Origin of the sequence: Janthinobacterium sp. BJB446, from assembly GCF_002735655.1 — a bacterium.
Lineage (GTDB): Bacteria > Pseudomonadota > Gammaproteobacteria > Burkholderiales > Burkholderiaceae_D > Janthinobacterium > Janthinobacterium lividum.
This window is the reverse complement of the sequence record NZ_PDZK01000007.1, coordinates 19,600-36,511: the sequence shown is the minus strand read 5'-3', so window position 1 is coordinate 36,511 and position 16,912 is coordinate 19,600. Positions and strand designations below refer to the sequence as shown.

Annotated in this window: 17 protein-coding genes; 16 read left to right on the top strand and 1 reads right to left on the bottom strand. The window is 61.8% G+C overall.

Annotated elements, in window-relative coordinates; all coding sequences use genetic code 11:
• Position 1: 1 nt before the first annotated feature.
• The 16 genes from CSQ92_RS26490 (at position 2) to CSQ92_RS26415 (ending at position 16,285) form a co-directional block, all read left to right on the top strand.
• A complete protein-coding gene (locus CSQ92_RS26490; protein WP_034778417.1) occupies positions 2–643 on the top strand; it encodes a DUF502 domain-containing protein in 642 nt (213 codons plus the stop codon).
• Between the two features lie 63 nt (positions 644–706).
• Complete coding sequence (aspS, locus tag CSQ92_RS26485) at positions 707–2,509, top strand: aspartate--tRNA ligase (RefSeq protein ID WP_180277118.1); 1,803 nt, start codon at positions 707–709, stop codon at positions 2,507–2,509.
• A gap of 88 nt (positions 2,510–2,597) precedes the next feature.
• Positions 2,598–3,062 carry a dihydroneopterin triphosphate diphosphatase gene (gene nudB, locus CSQ92_RS26480; protein WP_070257697.1) on the top strand — a complete coding sequence of 155 codons (465 nt, stop codon included), beginning with the start codon at positions 2,598–2,600 and terminating at the stop codon, positions 3,060–3,062.
• A 19-nt stretch (positions 3,063–3,081) separates the two neighbouring features.
• Entirely contained in the window at positions 3,082–3,375 is a 294-nt protein-coding gene (locus tag CSQ92_RS26475) for a hypothetical protein (RefSeq protein WP_070257698.1), read from the top strand.
• A gap of 72 nt (positions 3,376–3,447) precedes the next feature.
• On the top strand, positions 3,448–4,269 hold the full coding sequence (locus CSQ92_RS26470) for an endonuclease/exonuclease/phosphatase family protein (protein ID WP_034778424.1): 822 nt from the start codon (positions 3,448–3,450) through the stop codon (positions 4,267–4,269).
• Positions 4,270–4,278: 9 nt separating this feature from the next.
• Positions 4,279–5,442, top strand: a complete 1,164-nt coding sequence (gene clsB / locus CSQ92_RS26465; protein ID WP_099395831.1) for a cardiolipin synthase ClsB — start codon at positions 4,279–4,281, stop codon at positions 5,440–5,442.
• The gene (locus CSQ92_RS26460) at positions 5,439–5,828 is read left to right on the top strand and encodes an RNA-binding S4 domain-containing protein (protein WP_099395830.1); all 390 of its coding nucleotides are present in this window, start codon (positions 5,439–5,441) and stop codon (positions 5,826–5,828) included. The genes clsB and CSQ92_RS26460 overlap by 4 nt, the downstream gene beginning before the upstream one ends.
• A gap of 256 nt (positions 5,829–6,084) precedes the next feature.
• Complete coding sequence (locus tag CSQ92_RS26455; RefSeq protein WP_034753385.1) at positions 6,085–6,687, top strand: TetR/AcrR family transcriptional regulator; 603 nt, start codon at positions 6,085–6,087, stop codon at positions 6,685–6,687.
• A 77-nt stretch (positions 6,688–6,764) separates the two neighbouring features.
• The gene (locus CSQ92_RS26450; RefSeq protein WP_034753387.1) at positions 6,765–8,555 is read left to right on the top strand and encodes an acyl-CoA dehydrogenase C-terminal domain-containing protein; all 1,791 of its coding nucleotides are present in this window, start codon (positions 6,765–6,767) and stop codon (positions 8,553–8,555) included.
• A 14-nt stretch (positions 8,556–8,569) separates the two neighbouring features.
• Positions 8,570–10,969, top strand: coding sequence for a 3-hydroxyacyl-CoA dehydrogenase/enoyl-CoA hydratase family protein (locus CSQ92_RS26445; RefSeq protein WP_099395829.1), 2,400 nt, complete (start codon positions 8,570–8,572; stop codon positions 10,967–10,969).
• 62 nt (positions 10,970–11,031) lie between these two features.
• Complete coding sequence (locus CSQ92_RS26440; protein WP_035828560.1) at positions 11,032–11,478, top strand: PaaI family thioesterase; 447 nt, start codon at positions 11,032–11,034, stop codon at positions 11,476–11,478.
• Positions 11,479–11,538: 60 nt separating this feature from the next.
• On the top strand, positions 11,539–12,735 hold the full coding sequence (locus CSQ92_RS26435) for an acetyl-CoA C-acyltransferase (RefSeq protein ID WP_034778434.1): 1,197 nt from the start codon (positions 11,539–11,541) through the stop codon (positions 12,733–12,735).
• A gap of 72 nt (positions 12,736–12,807) precedes the next feature.
• The gene (locus tag CSQ92_RS26430) at positions 12,808–13,587 is read left to right on the top strand and encodes an enoyl-CoA hydratase (protein ID WP_099395828.1); all 780 of its coding nucleotides are present in this window, start codon (positions 12,808–12,810) and stop codon (positions 13,585–13,587) included.
• Positions 13,588–13,738: 151 nt separating this feature from the next.
• Entirely contained in the window at positions 13,739–14,338 is a 600-nt protein-coding gene (locus CSQ92_RS26425; RefSeq protein ID WP_099395827.1) for a TetR/AcrR family transcriptional regulator, read from the top strand.
• 89 nt (positions 14,339–14,427) lie between these two features.
• Positions 14,428–15,585, top strand: coding sequence for an iron-containing alcohol dehydrogenase (locus CSQ92_RS26420; RefSeq protein WP_099395878.1), 1,158 nt, complete (start codon positions 14,428–14,430; stop codon positions 15,583–15,585).
• A gap of 22 nt (positions 15,586–15,607) precedes the next feature.
• Positions 15,608–16,285, top strand: a complete 678-nt coding sequence (locus tag CSQ92_RS26415) for a type 1 glutamine amidotransferase domain-containing protein (RefSeq protein ID WP_070257701.1) — start codon at positions 15,608–15,610, stop codon at positions 16,283–16,285.
• A 7-nt stretch (positions 16,286–16,292) separates the two neighbouring features.
• On the opposite strand, the gene CSQ92_RS26410 is transcribed toward CSQ92_RS26415, so the two are convergent.
• Positions 16,293–16,880 (bottom strand): TetR/AcrR family transcriptional regulator, encoded by a 588-nt coding sequence (locus CSQ92_RS26410; protein ID WP_180277117.1) that lies wholly within the window; start codon positions 16,878–16,880, stop codon positions 16,293–16,295.
• Positions 16,881–16,912 lie beyond the last annotated feature (32 nt).

Below are 16,912 nucleotides of genomic sequence, written 5' to 3'. Positions count from 1 at the left end.
GATGCGTAAATACTTTATTACCGGATTGCTGATTTTGGTTCCCCTGGCCATTACCGCCTGGGTCCTGAATCTGGTGATCAGCACGATGGACCAGTCGCTGTTGCTGGTGCCCGGCAGTACGCAGCCCAGCGTATGGTTCGGCCACAAGATTCCCGCGCTGAGCACCATTCCCGGCCTGGGCACGGTATTGACGGTACTGATCGTCTTCTTCACGGGTTTGCTGACGAATAACCTGGTCGGCAATTACGTGGTGAAACTGTGGGAAAAATTGCTGCAACGCATACCCATCGTCAATTCCCTGTATTCGAGCGTCAAGCAAGTGTCGGATACCCTGTTTTCCCCGTCGGGCAATGCCTTCCGCAAGGCCGTGCTGGTGCCGTATCCGCACCAGAACTCCTGGACCATCGCTTTCCTGACCGGCGTGCCGGGCGGCGATGCGGCGAACCACCTGGTGGGCGACTTTGTCAGCGTGTATGTGCCGACGACGCCGAATCCGACATCGGGCTTTTTCCTGATGATGAAGCGCAGCGATGTCGTCGAACTCGACATGAGCGTCGATGCGGCGCTCAAATATATTGTCTCGATGGGCGTGGTGGCGCCTGCGGAAGTTGTTGCTGTACCGGCCCCGGCAGCCAAAGAATAAAGGCAGGCGTCCCATGCGGGACGTGGCCGGATTGAACACTCACTAACCTGAACTGAGAATTTTATGTCTATGCGTACTGAATACTGCGGCCTCGTTACCGAAGCCATGCTGGGACAAACCGTCAGCCTGTGCGGCTGGGTACATCGCCGCCGCGACCACGGCAGCCTGATCTTCATCGACTTGCGCGACCGTGAAGGCCTGGTGCAAATCGTCTGCAACCCGGAACAAGCGGAGATGTTCAAGGTCGCCGAAGCCGTGCGCAACGAATTCTGCCTGCGCGTGACGGGCGTCGTGACCAACCGTATCGAAGGCACCATCAACAACAACCTGAAATCCGGCAAGATCGAAGTGGTCTGCTCGGAACTGGAAGTGCTGAACCCTTCCGTGCCCGTGCCGTTCCAGCTGGACGACGACAACCTGTCGGAAACGACGCGTCTGACGCACCGCGTGCTGGACCTGCGCCGTCCGCAAATGCAGAACAACCTGCGCCTGCGCTACAAGGTGACGATGGAAGTGCGCAAGTACCTCGACGCGCTGGGCTTCATCGACATCGAAACGCCGATGCTGACCAAGTCGACGCCAGAAGGCGCGCGCGATTACCTGGTGCCGTCGCGTGTCAACGCGGGCAGCTTCTTCGCCTTGCCGCAATCGCCACAGTTGTTCAAGCAACTGTTGATGGTCGCCAACTTCGACCGTTACTACCAGATCACCAAGTGCTTCCGCGACGAAGATTTGCGCGCTGACCGCCAGCCTGAATTCACGCAGATCGATTGCGAAACCTCGTTCCTGACGGAACAGGAAATCCGCGACCTGTTCGAAGACATGATCCGCGTCGTCTTCAAGAACACGCTGAACATCGACTTGCCGAACCCGTTCCCGGTGATGGATTTCGCCGAAGCGATGGGTCTGTACGGCTCCGACAAGCCGGACATGCGCGTCAAGCTGGCCTTCACGGACTTGACCGAAGTCATGAAGTCGGTCGAATTCAAGGTCTTCAACGGCGCCGCCAACATGAAGGGCGGCCGCGTGGTGGCCCTGCGCGTACCGCAAGGCGGCAGCATGCCCCGTTCGGAAATCGACGCCTACACCCAGTTCGTCGCCATCTACGGCGCCAAGGGCCTCGCTTACATCAAGGTCAACGAGAAAGCCAAGGGTCCTGAAGGCTTGCAGTCGCCGATCGTCAAGTTCCTGCCTGCCGATGTGCTGGCCACGATCCTCGAGCAGACGGGCGCGCAAGACGGCGACCTGATCTTCTTCGGCGCGGACAAGGCCAAGGTCGTCAACGACGCCATCGGCGCGCTGCGCGTGAAGATCGGCCACAGCGAGTTCGGCAAGAAAGCCGGCCTGTTCGAAGACGTATGGAAGCCATTGTGGGTGGTCGACTTCCCGATGTTCGAGCATGACGAAGAAGCGGATCGCTGGACGGCGACCCACCATCCATTCACGGCGCCGAAAGACGGCCATGAAGACATGCTGGAAAGCGATCCGGGCGCCTGCATCGCCAAGGCTTACGACATGGTCTTGAACGGCTGGGAACTGGGTGGCGGTTCGATCCGTATCCACCGCGAAGAAGTGCAAAGCAAGGTCTTCCGTGCACTGAAGATCGATGCCGAAGAAGCACAGCTGAAATTCGGCTTCCTGCTCGATGCCCTGCAATACGGCGCGCCACCGCATGGCGGCCTGGCATTCGGCCTGGACCGTATCGTGACCATGATGACGGGTTCCGAATCGATCCGCGACGTGATCGCCTTCCCGAAAACCCAACGCGCGCAAGACTTGCTGACCCATGCGCCGTCGGAAGTGGACGAGAAGCAATTGCGTGAACTGCACATCCGCTTGCGCAGCACCGAGCCAAAAGTAGCGTAATGGCCAAGGCGGCCGTTCATGCGGCCGCTACCATTTTTACTTGCTGAGGCAAAAAAAGGCGCTGCGAGGCGCCTTTTTCATTCTTGATATGAGCCATAAAATTCCCGTTTCCGTGCTGGTCGTCATCCATACGGCTGACCTTGATGTCTTGCTGATCGAGCGCGCGGGCCAACCCGGTTTCTGGCAATCGGTGACGGGTTCCGTCGATGCCGTCGACGAACCGCTGCTGCAGACGGCCGCGCGCGAATTGTGCGAGGAAACCGGCATCGTTGCCGATGGGCGCGACATCGTGCTGCGCGACTGGAACTTGTCGAATGTGTACGAGATCTATCCGATCTGGCGCCACCGCTATGCGCCTGGCGTGACGCGCAACACGGAACACGTGTTCAGCGTGCAAGTGCCGCGCGACATCGCCATCACCTTGAGTCCCCGCGAACACTTGCAATACGCGTGGCTGCCCTACCTGGCGGCGGCCGACCGCTGTTTCTCGTCGTCCAACGCGGAAGCGATTTTGCAATTGCCGGCCATGACGGGCCTGGCGCGCCCCACCTGATTTTCCTAGAAAGCATTCCATGTTGAACTGGTTACATTTGACGACGCAGCAAAAACTGCTGGGCACCCTGGGCATCGTTTTTTGCCTGTGCTTTATCTTTCTGCTGTTTGGCTCCACCGTGCCCGGCCGCACGCCACCGATCGGCATGCCGCTGATGGCGATCGGCTGGCTGCTGCACCCGGGTGCGTTTGCCAAGGGCAAGCGCACCGTGGCCTGGCGCGGCGCGCCCTTGCTGGTGAAGATTGTCTGGGCGGCCGGCATTACCGCGCTGATCGTCAGCGTGACGGCGGGCGTGGGACGCATGCTGGCCTGATTGTGGGTTTTAGGTGCGCACGCGCACCTACGCCGGCGCCGCGCGGGGCCTGTCAGGGAGTAGAATCAAGGCATGAAAATCCGCGTAGCAACTTATAATATTCACAAGGGCGTCTCCTCCGTGCGGGGCTTGCCCCGCGTGCATGCCTTGAAGCAGGCGATTGCCCTGTTCCATGCCGATGTCGTGTTTTTGCAGGAAGTGCAAGGCAAGCACGACCGCAATGCGGCCCGCTTTGGCGCCGAGAAAAACGGCCACAAGCATTGGCCGGAAGCGTCGCAGCACGAGTTCTTTGCCGGCGCCGAGCACCATTCCGCCTACGGCATGAATGCCGTGTATGACCATGGCCACCATGGCAACGCCTTGCTGAGCAAGTTTCCCATCGCCTCGCAAACCAACCACGACGTGTCCGACCACGCTTATGAACAGCGCGGCATCCTGCATTGCGTGCTCAAGACGCCGCAGGCGGACGTGCACTGCTACGTCGTTCACCTGGGCCTGTTTGAATCGGGACGGGGCCGCCAGACGCAGGCGCTGATCGACGCCGTCATGGAATCGGCGCCGAATGGCGAACCCGTCATCATTGCCGGCGATTTCAACGACTGGCGCAACACGCTCAGCGACAAGCTGCGCAATGCGCTCGGCGTGGTGGAAGTATTCGACCAGCGCGCGTCGAACTCGGCCCTGGGCGACCTGGTGCGCACCCTGGCGCGGCGCCAGACGAAGACGCCGATCCCCGTGCCGGCGCGCACCTTTCCCGCCGCCTTGCCGTGGTTCCGCCTGGACCGCATCTATGTGCGCGGTTTCCACGTGGAAGGCGCGCAAGTGATGCATGGCACCCTGTGGGCAAAACTGTCGGACCACGCGCCGATCGTTGCCGCTTTGAAACTCGCGTAGACTGCCAGCATGCGCACAGTCAATTTCATCGCCCACAATGACATCAAGCTGCTGTATTGCGGCACCGATTACTTCCCCGCGCTGATTGCCGCCATCGATGGCGCGCGCTCGGAAGTCTATTTCGAAACGTATATTTTTGCCGACGACGCCACGGGCACCCTGGTGCTCGATGCGCTCAAACGTGCCGCCGCGCGCGGCGTGCTGGTGTGCATGATCACGGACTGGTTCGGCACGGGCAACCGCCGGGTCAAGGCCATGCATGCGCAACTGGAAGCGGCTGGCGTGCACCACCGCATCTTCAATCCGTGGTTCCGGCGCGGCATCACGCGCACGCACCGCAAGATTTGCGTGGCCGATGGCGAGATCGCCCTGGTGGGCGGCATCAATATCAACGACGACATGTTTTGCGACTACGACCACAACATCAGCCTGGCAGCGCCGCGCTGGGATTTCGCCGTCCAAGTGAAGGGCCCGCTGGTCGACGCCATCCACGAGGAGGTGCAGGCACAGTGGGCAAGATTGGGCAAGATGAACTTGGTGCGGCGTATCAAGCTGTATCGCAAGATGCGCGTCGCCAGCAAGGAGCTGGCGAAGAACCCCGTCGTGGCCGGTTTTGTCGTGCGCGACAACCTGCGCAACCGCCGCACCATCCAGCGCGCCTACCTGCAGGCGCTGGGCCAGGCGCGCAAGAGCGTGATGCTGGCCAACCCGTATTTCGCGCCCGGGCACAAGCTGCGCCACGCCCTGGCCCAGGCGGCCCTGCGGGGCGTGGACGTGGTCCTGTTGATCGGCGTGGGCGAATTCCGCATGCAAGATGCCGTGGCGCATTCGTTTTACCCGAAACTGCTGGCCGCCGGCGTCAAGATCGTCGAATACCGCAAGACGCAGCTGCACGCCAAGGTGGCCGTCGTCGACGATGACTGGGCGACGGTGGGCTCCAGCAATATTGACGCGCTGAGCCTGTTCCTGAACCAGGAAGCGAACGTGGTGATCAAGGACGTGGCGTTCGCGCAAAGCCTGCGCCAGCACATCGAGCAGGGCGTGGCCGACGGCATCGTCATTCACCAGGATGATTTCAAGCACATCGGGCGTTTCCAGCGCATCGGCTATGAAGCCGCATTTCTCGTGTACCGGCTGGTGATGCGCATTTTTTCAGTAGGCAAGTACGCATGAACGAGATGACAACGGTAAGGCTGGATAAATGGCTGTGGGCGGCGCGCTTCTTCAAGACGCGTTCGCTGGCCAGCGAAGCCGTCGACACGGGCAAGGTCAAAGTGGGCGGCGAGCGCGTCAAACCGGCGCGCAGCGTGCGCGTGGGCGACGAGCTGGCCATCGACAATGGCGCGGAGACGTGGGAAGTGGCCGTGCTGGGCCTGTCCGACAAGCGCGGCTCGGCCCCCGTGGCACGCTTGCTGTATGGCGAAACGCCGGCCAGCATCGCCCGCCGCGAGCAACTGGCCGAGGAACGCAAGCTGTTCCGCGAGCCGGGCACCACCATCAAGGGGCGGCCGACCAAGCGCGACCGCCGTCAACTGAGCAAGGCAGGCGACCTTTCCTGAGGTTCGTCTGTTGTGGGCAGGCACGGGCGCGACGCTTTTGCCTGCCTGAAATCAATAGAAACACGCGGCTTAAAAATGCTGCGCTGCACCAATAGAATACCGGCTCTAAAGTTCCCGTTTGACTTTTACGTGGTAGTGGATAATAGTACGAGCGTTCGGATTTTTTCGGAGCGTGCTTTTTTTTACTCTCGCTTCAGTCCGCCAAATCGGCAACATCACTTTTAGAACGGTACTCTTGAATACTTCAGTCAAATTCATGCGCAAGGGCGAACTGACCCGTGCAGCCATCCTCGACGTGGCGCTGGACCTGTCCAGCCGCGACGGCCTGGAAGGCCTGACCATCGGGCTGCTTGCGGACAAAATGAACATGAGCAAGTCGGGCGTGTTTGCCCACTTTGGCTCGCGCGAAGACTTGCAGATGGAAGTGCTGAAGCTCTATCACTATCGTTTCGAGCAAGAAGTCTTTTTCCCCAGCATGAAAGAACCACGCGGCATCCAGCGCCTGCAATCGATGTTTGCGCGCTGGGTCAAGCGGGTCAGCGTGGAAATCGCTTCCGGCTGCATCTATATCAGCGGCGCCGTCGAGTATGACGACCGTCCGGGCCCCATCCGCGAAGCCCTCGTGGCCATGGTGCGGGCCTGGCAGGGTGCGCTGCTGCGCTGTGTCGAGCAATCGATCGCCACGGGCGACCTGAAAGCGGACACGGACGCCCAGCAGCTGGTGTACGAGATGTATGGCCTGATCCTGGCCCTGCATCACGACGCGCGTTTCCTGCGCGTGCCGGGCAGCATCGAACGGGCGCAAGCGGGCTTTATCCGCCTGCTGGCGTCGTACCAGAATTCCGTCACAAGCAAATAAGCCGTCAGACAGTATCCGCAATAACGCACACGCACTACAAGTACAACACTTTAGCTAATCGCCTTCAGGAGAAAATTATGGGTCAATACGTCGCGCCAATCCGGGATATGCAATTCGTCCTGCATGAGTTCCTGCAAGTGGAAGAAGAACTGAAGCAAATGCCGTCGTACGCCGACGTCGACGCCGACATCATCAACCAGGTGCTGGAAGAGGGCGGCAAATTCACCTCCGAAGTATTGTTCCCGCTGAACCACTCCGGCGACCGCGAGGGCTGCCACCACGACCCCGTCACGAAAAGCGTGACCACGCCGAAAGGTTTCAAGGAAGCCTACAAGCAGTACGTCGAAGGCGGCTGGGCGGCCTTGGCGTGCGATCCGGAATACGGCGGCCAGGGCTTGCCTGTCGTGCTGAACAACTCGTTCTATGAAATGCTGAACTCGTCGAACCAGGCCTGGTCCATGTACCCTGGCCTGTCGCACGGCGCCTACGAGTGCCTGAAGGAGCACGGCACCGACCACCAGAAGGAAGTGTATCTGCCGAAGCTGGTGTCGGGCGAATGGACGGGCACCATGTGCCTGACCGAACCGCACTGCGGCACCGACCTGGGCCTGCTGCGCTCGAAAGCGCTGCCTGAGGCGGACGGTTCCTGGACCATCACCGGCAACAAGATCTTCATCTCGGCCGGCGAGCACGACATGGCGGAAAACATCCTGCACCTGGTGCTGGCCCGCGTACCGGACGCACCGGAAGGCTCGAAAGGCATCTCGCTGTTCCTGGTGCCGAAATTCCTGCCGAACGCGGACGGCACGGTCGGTGAACGCAACCCGATCACCTGCGGCGCCATCGAAGAAAAAATGGGTATCCACGGCAATTCGACTTGCCAGATGAACCTGGACGGCGCGAAAGGCTGGATCATCGGCCAGCCGAACAAGGGCCTCAACGCCATGTTCGTCTTCATGAACGCGGCCCGCCTGGGCGTGGGCATGCAGTCGCTGGGCCTGACGGAAATCGCTTACCAGAACGCGCTGATCTACGCCAAGGACCGCACGCAAATGCGTTCGCTGTCCGGCATCAAGAACCCGGAACTGCCGGCCGACCGCATCATCGTGCACCCTGACGTGCGCCGCATGCTGTTGACGGGCAAAGCCTACGCCGAAGGCGCGCGCGCTTTCACTTCCTACGTGGCGCTGCAGATCGACCGCGAACTGCACCACCCTGACGCCGACGTGCGCAAGGAAGCCGCCGACGAAGTAGCGCTGCTGACGCCCGTCATCAAGGCCTTCATCACCGATAACGCCTGGATCGCCACCTCGGACGCGATGCAAGTGTTCGGCGGCCACGGCTACATCTCGGAATGGGGCATGGAGCAGTATGTGCGCGACGCGCGCATCAACATGATCTATGAAGGCACGAACACGATCCAGTCGCTGGACCTGTTGGGCCGCAAGATCCTGGGCGACAACGGCGCCAAGCTGCGCAAGTTCGGCGAAAAGATCAAGGCTTTCGTCGAAGACAACGGTACCGATGAAGCGATGAGCGAATTCGTTACGCCACTGGGCGACCTGGGCGACAAAGTCACCAAGCTGACCATGGAAATCGGCATGAAGGCATTCCAGAATCCGGACGAAGTGGGCGCGGCATGCGTGCCTTACCTGCGCGTCGTCGGCCACATGATCTACAGCTATCTGTTCGCGCAGATGGCCAAGATCGCCCTCGAAAAAGAATCCAGCGGCGACAAGTTCTACACCGCCAAACTGGCTACCGCACGTTTCTACTTCGCCCGCTTGCAGCCTGAGACGGCAACCCTGATCCGTCAGGCGCGTTCCGGTTCGGCCAACTTGATGGCACTCGACGCAGACCTGTTCTAAGACTTGAGGAAAATATGACCAATTTCATCGTTAAAAAAGTAGCCGTCCTCGGCGCCGGCGTGATGGGCGCGCAGATCGCCGCCCACTGCATCAACGCGAAAGTGCCGGTCGTGCTGTTCGACCTGCCGGCCAAGGAAGGTCCGAAGAATGGCATCGTGCTGCGCGCCATCGAGAACCTGAAAAAACTGTCGCCTGCTCCGCTGGGCAACAAGGATGACGCCGCGCTGATCCAGGTGGCCAACTACGAAGACAACCTGGACCTGCTGGCCGGTTGCGACCTGATCATCGAAGCCATCGCCGAGCGCATGGATTGGAAACACGACCTGTATCAAAAGGTCGCACCGCACATCGGTCCGAACGCGATCTTCGCCTCGAATACCTCGGGCCTGTCGATCACCAAGCTGGCCGAAGGCTTCGACGCCGACCTGAAATCGCGCTATTGCGGCGTGCACTTCTTCAACCCGCCGCGCTATATGCACCTGGTCGAGATCATCCCGACCGAGTTCACCAAGCCCGAGATCAGCGATCAGCTGGAAGGTTTCCTGACTACCACCCTGGGCAAGGGCGTGGTCCGTGCCAAGGATACGCCGAACTTCATCGCCAACCGCGTTGGCGTGTTCGGCATCCTGGCCATCGTGCACGAAGCCGAAAAATTCGGCCTGTCCGTGGACGTTGTCGATGACTTGACGGGCGCCAAGCTGGGCCGCGCCAAGTCGGGCACCTTCCGCACGGCGGACGTGGTTGGCCTGGACACCATGGGCCATGTGATCAAGACCATGCAGGATTACCTGCCGAACGACCCGTTCGCCGCCGTCTACAAGACGCCGGCCGTGCTGGCGCAGCTGGTGGAAAAAGGCGCGCTGGGCCAGAAGAGCGGCGCGGGCTTCTACAAGAAAGTCGGCAAGGAGATCCAGCGTCTGGACTTCGCCACCGGTGAATACGTGGCCGGCGGCGCCAAGGCGGCCGACATCATCGCCCGCATCCTGAAGGAAAAGGATCCGGTCAAGAAGATGAAGGCGCTGCGCGAATCGACGAATCCGCAAGGCCAGTTCCTGTGGGCGATCTTCCGCGACGCTTTCCACTACATCGCCATCCACCTGGACACCGTGGCCGACAATGCGCGCGACATCGACTTCGCCATGCGCTGGGGCTTCGGCTGGAACGTTGGCCCGTTTGAAACGTGGCAGGCATCGAACTGGCTGCAGGTGGCCAACTGGGTCAAGGAAGATATCGACGCCGGCCACGCGCTGTGCAATGCGCCGCTGCCAGCCTGGGTCTTCGAAGGTCCGGTCGCTGAAAAAGGCGGCGTGCACACGCCGGAAGGTTCGTACTCCGCCGTGTCGAACAGCTTCGTGCCGCGTTCGACCCTGGCCGTGTATGACCGCCAGCCATTCCGCGCGCCCGTCCTGGGCAGCGGTGCCATCGACGGCAAGACGGCCGGCACCACCGTCTTCGAAGACGAATCCGTGCGCGTCTGGCATACGGGCGACGATGTGCTGATCATCTCGTTCAAGACGAAGATGCATGTGATCGGCGAAGGCGTGATCAATGGCCTGAAACTGGCATTGGCCGAAGCCGAGAAGAACTTCAAGGGCCTGGTGATCTGGCACGCCGACGCAGCCGAAGGCGGTGCCTTCTCGGCCGGCGCCGACCTGCAATCGGCCCTGCCGGCATTCATGCAAGGCGGCGTGAAAGCCGTCGATCCGATCATCGCCGAACTGCAGAACACCTTCATGTCGCTGAAATACGCGAACGTGCCGGTGATCGCCGCGGTCGCCGGCCTGGCACTGGGCGGCGGTTGCGAGCTGGCGCTGCATGCGTCGAAGCGCGTGGCCTCGATCGAATCGTACATCGGCCTGGTGGAAGTGGGCGTGGGCCTGATTCCAGCCGGCGGCGGCTTGAAGGAAGCGGCGCAGCGCGCCTACAAGGAAGCCAAGGGCAACGACATCCTGCAATTCCTGAAAACGGGCTTCACCAATGCGGCCACCGCCAACGTGTCGAAATCGGCACTGGAAGCCAAGAAAATGGGCTACCTGAAGGAAGACGACGTGATCGTGTTCAACGCCTACGAGCTGCTGCACGTGGCCAAGGTCGAAGCGCGCGCCACGTTCGACGCGGGCTTCCGTCCAGCGTTGCCATCGCTGATCCAGGTGACGGGCCGTTACGGTTGGGGCACCATCAAGGCGCAGCTGGTCAACATGCGCGACGGCGGCTTCATTTCGGCGCACGATTTCAAGCTGGGCGAGATGATCGCCGAGATCGTATCGGGCGGCGACGTGGACCAGGGCAGTTTCGTCAGCGAACAGTGGCTGCTGGATATGGAACGCAAGGCATTCCTGGAGCTGTTGAACCATCCGAAAACCCAGGAACGGATCATGGGCATGATGCAGACCGGTAAGCCGGTACGCAACTAAGCCTGGCGTCGATGAAGATCCTGCCGTTGGTATTTAAAGTATTACTGCGCGTGAGGCCAAGCATGGTGTATGACCGTATCAAACAACAGATGATGGACACCTTGCCCTTCGTGCGGCTGCTGGGGATCAGCATCGACGACATCGGCGCCGGCACCTCGAAGGTGTCGATGCCGGAAGATCCAAAACTGAATAATCACCTGGGCACGCAGCATGCGGGTGCCTTGTTCACCCTGGCCGAAACGGCTTCCGGCGCGGCCATGGCTGGCGGCTTCGCCGAGCTGATACTGGGCTTGCGCCCGGTGGCCAAGGAGTCGCGCATCCAGTACCAGAAGGTGGCCCGGGGCGCGACGCGCGCCGAAGGCCGGGTACCGGGCGACCTGGCTGCCTTGAAGGCGCAGCTGGCGCAGGATGGCAAGGTGGCGTTTCCCGTGGAAGTCGATATTTTCGACTCCGAAGGCACGCTGGCGGCACAGGTGACGGTGGACTGGTATTTGTCGCAGAAGCGATAAGCCTCTACCCCGGACATTCGACAGAACACGAACCTCGTTCAACATCTTTGAAAGCATAAAATGAGCAAACAACTTCAAGACGCCTACATCGTCTCTGCAACCCGCACCCCGATCGGCAAGGCGCCGCGCGGCATGTTCAAGAACACCCGCCCGGACGACCTGCTGGTGCGCGTGCTGCAATCGGCCCTGGCGCAAGCGCCTGGCCTCGACCCTGCGCTGATCACCGACGCCATCATCGGCTGCTCGTTCCCGGAAGCGGAGCAGGGCTTCAATATCGCGCGTAACTCGGTGCTGCTGGCCGGCTTGCCGAAAACCGTGGGCGGCGTCACCGTCAACCGCTACTGCGCTTCGGGCATCACGGCCATTGCCATGGCGGCCGACCGCATCCGCGTGGGCGAAGCCGACGTCATGATCGCCGGCGGCATCGAATCGATGTCGATGGTGCCGATGATGGGCCACCACCCGTCGATGAACCTGGATATGTTCAGCGACGAGAATATCGGCATGGCTTACGGCATGGGCCTGACGGCCGAGAAAGTGGCGCAGCAATGGAAAGTGTCGCGCGAACAGCAGGACGCGTTCTCCGTTGAATCGCACCGCCGCGCCATCGCCGCGCAGCAAGCCGGTTTCTTCAAGGCGGAAACGACGCCCGTGGAAATCATCACGCGCACGCCGAACCTGGCCACCGGCCAGGTCGACGTGAGCCGCCGCACCGTCGACACGGACGAAGGCGCGCGCGCCGATTCGTCGATGGAGTCGCTGGCCAAGCTGAAGCCCGTCTTCGCCGCCAAGGGCAGCGTGACCGCCGCCAACAGCTCGCAGATGTCCGACGGCGCCGGCGCGCTGCTGATCGTCAGCGAAAAAATCCTGCGCGAGCATAACCTGACCCCGCTGGCGAAATTCTCCTCGTTCGCCGTGCGCGGCGTGCCGCCGGAAATCATGGGCATCGGTCCGAAATTCGCCATTCCCGCAGCGTGCGCCGCCGCCGGCATCACGCAAGACCAGCTGGACTGGATCGAGCTGAACGAAGCGTTTGCGGCACAGGCACTGGCCGTCATCGGCGACCTGGGCCTGGACCCGGCAAAGGTCAACCCGATGGGCGGCGCGATCGCCCTGGGCCACCCGCTGGGCGCCACCGGTGCCATCCGCGCCGCCACCGTGATCCACGCGCTGCAGCGCACCAAGCAGAAGTACGGCATGGTCACGATGTGCGTGGGCGCCGGCATGGGCGCGGCCGGAATTTTTGAACGCGTATAAGTCTGGCTGAGTAAAGCAATAAAACAGGGCGCTGTGGGATGACTCCGGCGCCCTTTATCTTTTGGAGACGACATGGATATTTTGTGCAGCAAGAGCGAGGGCATCCTGACCCTGGAATTCAACCGCCTGGAACGCAAGAATGCGATCACGGGCGCCATGTACCAGACCCTGGCCGATGCGCTGGTGGCGGCCGAGACGGATGATGAAGTACGCGCCATCCTGATCTGCGGCAAGCGCGATATTTTCACGGCCGGTAACGACCTTGATGACTTCATGAAGACGGCGCGCCCGAAGGATGGTTCGCTCGACCATGACCGTCCCGTGTTCCAGTTCATGCGCGCCCTGTATGGCAGCAGCAAGCCCGTGGTGGCGGCCGTGTCCGGCCCGGCCATCGGCATCGGCACCACCTTGCTGATGCACTGCGACCTGGTCTACGCGGCAGACAATGCCAGCTTCTCGATGCCGTTCACGCAGCTGGGCCTGTGCCCGGAATTCGGCTCCAGTCTGCTGCTCACGCAATTGGCCGGCTACCCGCGCGCGGCGGAAAAGCTGATGCTGGGCGAAGCGTTCCCGGCCAGCGAAGCGCTGGAAATGGGCCTGGTGTCGAAGGTCGTGCCCCTGTATGACTTGATGACCTTCGCGCAAGGCCAGGCCGCCAAGCTGGTAGCCCTGCCGGCCGCTTCGATCCGCGCCACCAAGCGCCTGATGAAGCAAAGCCGCATGGAACCGATGAAGGCGGCCATCGCCGACGAAAACAAATTGTTCAGCGCCATGCTGGGCGGCGCCGAAGCGAAGGAAGCGTTTACGGCCTTCTTTGAAAAGAGGAAGCCGGATTTCAAGAAGTTTGCCTAAGCTGGCTGGCCGACTGCGGCTGCGGGGGTCAGACCCCCGCGCCCTCTGGCGCAAGCCTCTGCGTTAGCGGCCTTGAGGGTCTGACCCCAGAATTTGTTTCTGGATTTAATTTATACTAGACGACTGGTCTAATTGTGCTACAATGCCTCGCATGAAAGCTGAATACACCGACGTGCGCCAGCACATTATCGACCAGGGCAAGGCCATCATCACGCGCAAGGGCTTTGCCGGCGTGGGGCTGAACGAGATCTTGTCGGCCGCCGACGTGCCCAAGGGCTCGTTCTACCATTACTTCAAGTCCAAGGAATTGTTTGGCGAAGCGATGCTGGAAGATTACGTCACCGGCTACCTGGATGAAATGGAGCGCGTGCTGGGCCAGCCCGGCCAGAACGCGGCGCAGTCGCTGATGGCGTATTGGGCCAGCTGGACGAGCGAAAGCCTCGATGGCAGCGGCTGCGACTGCCGCTGCCTGGTGGTCAAGCTCAGCAGCGAAGTGGCGGACATGTCGGAACCGATGCGCGTGGCGCTGCTCGATGGCACCCACCGCATCATCGCCAGGCTGGCGCTGGCCATCGCGCGGGGCAGGGTGGACGACTCGCTGCCATCGGTGGCTGATCCGGCGCAGATGGCTGCCACCTTGTATCAGCTGTGGCTGGGCGCGGCGATGCTGACCAAGCTGCGGCGCGACGCCAGCGCCCTGCAAACTGCCTGGCGGGCGACCCTGGCGATGTTGCAGCTGCCGCCGGACTAATGGGCGGGCGCCAGGTACGCGGATGAGATTCGTCCGCGTTTTTTTGAACTGCATTCTAGACGACCAGTCTAATAATAAGGAGCGACATGATGAAAAATTTCGAATTCCATAACCCGACCCGTATCGTCTTCGGTCTTGATACCGTCGCCAAATTGTCCACGCTGGTGCCGCCCGATGCGCGCGTGCTGATCCTGTACGGCGGCGCCAGCGCGGAAAAGACCGGCACTCTGGCCGAGGTACGCGCCGCGCTGGGCCAGCGCAGCGTGCAGGAGTTTGGCGGCATCGAACCCAATCCCAGCTATGAAACCCTGATGCGCGCCGTGGCCCAGGTGCGCAACGAAAAGCTGGACTTCCTGCTGGCCGTCGGTGGCGGCTCGGTGATCGATGGCACCAAGTTCGTCGCCGCCGCCGCCCTGTACGACGGCGAGCCGTGGGAAATCGCCGAGCGCGGCGGCGCCAATGTGCAGCGCGCCCTGCCGTTTGGCACGGTACTGACCTTGCCGGCCACGGGGTCGGAAATGAACAGCGGCGGCGTGGTGACGAAAAAAGCCACGCATGACAAGCTGAGTTTTCGCAACCCGCTGCTGTATCCGCAATTTTCCGTACTCGACCCCAGCAAAACGTTTACCTTGCCGGCCACGCAGGTGGCCAACGGCCTGGTCGACGCCTTTGTGCACACCACGGAGCAGTATCTGACCTATCCGGTGCAGGCGAAGGTGCAGGACCGCTTTGCCGAAGGCTTGCTGCAGACCCTGGTCGAGATCGCGCCGCAGGCCGTCGCATCGCCCGACGATTACGCCACCCGCGCCAACCTGATGTGGACCGCCACCCTGGCGCTGAATGGCCTGATCGGCGCCGGCGTGCCGCAGGACTGGGCCACCCACATGATCGGCCACGAACTGACGGCCCTGTACGACATCGACCATGCGCGCACCCTGGCCCTGGTGCTGCCCGCGCTGCTGGACGTGCAGCGCGAGCAGAAACGCGGCAAATTGTTACAGTATGGCGAGCGTGTCTGGAACATCACGCAGGGCAGCGACGACGAGCGCATAGCCGCGGCCATCGCCCGCACCCGCGCCTTCTTTGAAGGGCTGGGCATCCCGACCCGTTTATCGGCCTATCAGCTGGGCCAGGAAGCGGTGGAAGCGGTACTGAAACAATTGGAAGCACATGGCATGACCTCCCTCGGCGAACACCGCGATATCGACCTCGCGCGCAGCCGCCGTATCCTCGAAGCAGCACTGTAACCCTGACATAAAAGGAAGCAACATGAATATCCTGATGGTACTCACCTCGCATGACAAACTCGGTAACACCGGCAAGAAAACCGGTTTCTGGCTGGAAGAATTCGCCGCGCCCTACTATGCGCTGCAAGAAGCGGGCGCGAAGCTGACGGTCGTTTCGCCGCTGGGCGGCCAGCCGCCGCTGGACCCGAAAAGCGACGAGCCGGATTCGCAAACGGATGCCACGCGCCGCTTCAAGCAGGACGCCGATGCGCAAGCCGTGCTGGCCAACACGGGCAAGCTGGCCGACGTGAAAGCAGCTGACTTTGACGCCGTGTTCTATCCGGGCGGCCATGGCCCGCTGTGGGACCTGGCCGAAGATCCGCACTCGATCGCGCTGATCGAACAGATGATCGCCGCCGGCAAGCCGGTTGCCGCCGTCTGCCACGCGCCCGGCGTGCTGCGTCACGTGAAGGCAACCGACGGTACGCCGCTGGTGCGCGGCAAGCAGGTGACGGGCTTTACGAATACCGAGGAAGACGCCGTTGGCTTGAGCGCGATCGTGCCTTTCCTGGTCGAGGACATGCTGAAGGCAAACGGCGGCGTCTACTCGAAGCTGGGCGACTGGCAGCCGTATGCCGTCACCGATGGCTTGCTGGTCACGGGCCAGAATCCCGCGTCGTCGGAAGCGGCCGCGCAGGCGCTGCTCAAGCTGCTGGCCTGATGCCAGGCTAGTTCCGGGCGGCCATGCCCGCCAGGATCAGGCCAACCGAAGCATGCCAGGCTGTGTCGCTGGCGGGCCTGCCCGCCAGCGCATAGCCGTGCAGGAAATCGACAAGCGCATCGCGCCCGCGCAGACGGGTTTTCTTGTCCAGGTCGAGGCCCTCCACAGCCAGCTCGAACAGTGCCGCAAACCGCTCGGCCACATCGGCTTGCGTCACCAGTCCGCGCGCCATCAGGCGCACGAAATACGGCGTGGCGCTGACCAGTTCCAGGTATAGCGCGCACAGCGCGAGCACACGCCGTGGCGCCGCCTGGCGCCGCGTAAACGGCGGCTGGCACGGATCGAGCGCGGCAAAACGCTGCACCATCAACGCTTGCAATAATTCCTCTTTTCCCGCGTAGTAGTGATACAGGGCCATGGCGTCGACGCCCAGGCTTTGCGCCAGCGCACGCATGGAAAACGCTTCGCCCTTTTCTTCCAGCAAGGCCAGGGCCGCTTGCAGGATGCTGGCGTTGTCCAGTGCGGGGAGGGCGCGGCGCGGACGCCCGGCGCGGCGTACGGGAGATCCGATGACTTGAAGTTTTGGGGTTTTCATGGGCATAATTCTACACTGTAGAATTAAATGAA

Coding starts and splice junctions, on each gene's coding strand:
- CSQ92_RS26490 (WP_034778417.1), top strand. CDS start 2: ATGCGTAAATACTTTATTACCGGATTGCTGATTTTGGTTCCCCTGGCC.
- aspS (WP_180277118.1), top strand. CDS start 707: ATGTCTATGCGTACTGAATACTGCGGCCTCGTTACCGAAGCCATGCTG.
- nudB (WP_070257697.1), top strand. CDS start 2,598: ATGAGCCATAAAATTCCCGTTTCCGTGCTGGTCGTCATCCATACGGCT.
- CSQ92_RS26475 (WP_070257698.1), top strand. CDS start 3,082: ATGTTGAACTGGTTACATTTGACGACGCAGCAAAAACTGCTGGGCACC.
- CSQ92_RS26470 (WP_034778424.1), top strand. CDS start 3,448: ATGAAAATCCGCGTAGCAACTTATAATATTCACAAGGGCGTCTCCTCC.
- clsB (WP_099395831.1), top strand. CDS start 4,279: ATGCGCACAGTCAATTTCATCGCCCACAATGACATCAAGCTGCTGTAT.
- CSQ92_RS26460 (WP_099395830.1), top strand. CDS start 5,439: ATGAACGAGATGACAACGGTAAGGCTGGATAAATGGCTGTGGGCGGCG.
- CSQ92_RS26455 (WP_034753385.1), top strand. CDS start 6,085: ATGCGCAAGGGCGAACTGACCCGTGCAGCCATCCTCGACGTGGCGCTG.
- CSQ92_RS26450 (WP_034753387.1), top strand. CDS start 6,765: ATGGGTCAATACGTCGCGCCAATCCGGGATATGCAATTCGTCCTGCAT.
- CSQ92_RS26445 (WP_099395829.1), top strand. CDS start 8,570: ATGACCAATTTCATCGTTAAAAAAGTAGCCGTCCTCGGCGCCGGCGTG.
- CSQ92_RS26440 (WP_035828560.1), top strand. CDS start 11,032: ATGGTGTATGACCGTATCAAACAACAGATGATGGACACCTTGCCCTTC.
- CSQ92_RS26435 (WP_034778434.1), top strand. CDS start 11,539: ATGAGCAAACAACTTCAAGACGCCTACATCGTCTCTGCAACCCGCACC.
- CSQ92_RS26430 (WP_099395828.1), top strand. CDS start 12,808: ATGGATATTTTGTGCAGCAAGAGCGAGGGCATCCTGACCCTGGAATTC.
- CSQ92_RS26425 (WP_099395827.1), top strand. CDS start 13,739: ATGAAAGCTGAATACACCGACGTGCGCCAGCACATTATCGACCAGGGC.
- CSQ92_RS26420 (WP_099395878.1), top strand. CDS start 14,428: ATGAAAAATTTCGAATTCCATAACCCGACCCGTATCGTCTTCGGTCTT.
- CSQ92_RS26415 (WP_070257701.1), top strand. CDS start 15,608: ATGAATATCCTGATGGTACTCACCTCGCATGACAAACTCGGTAACACC.
- CSQ92_RS26410 (WP_180277117.1), bottom strand. CDS start 16,880: ATGAAAACCCCAAAACTTCAAGTCATCGGATCTCCCGTACGCCGCGCC.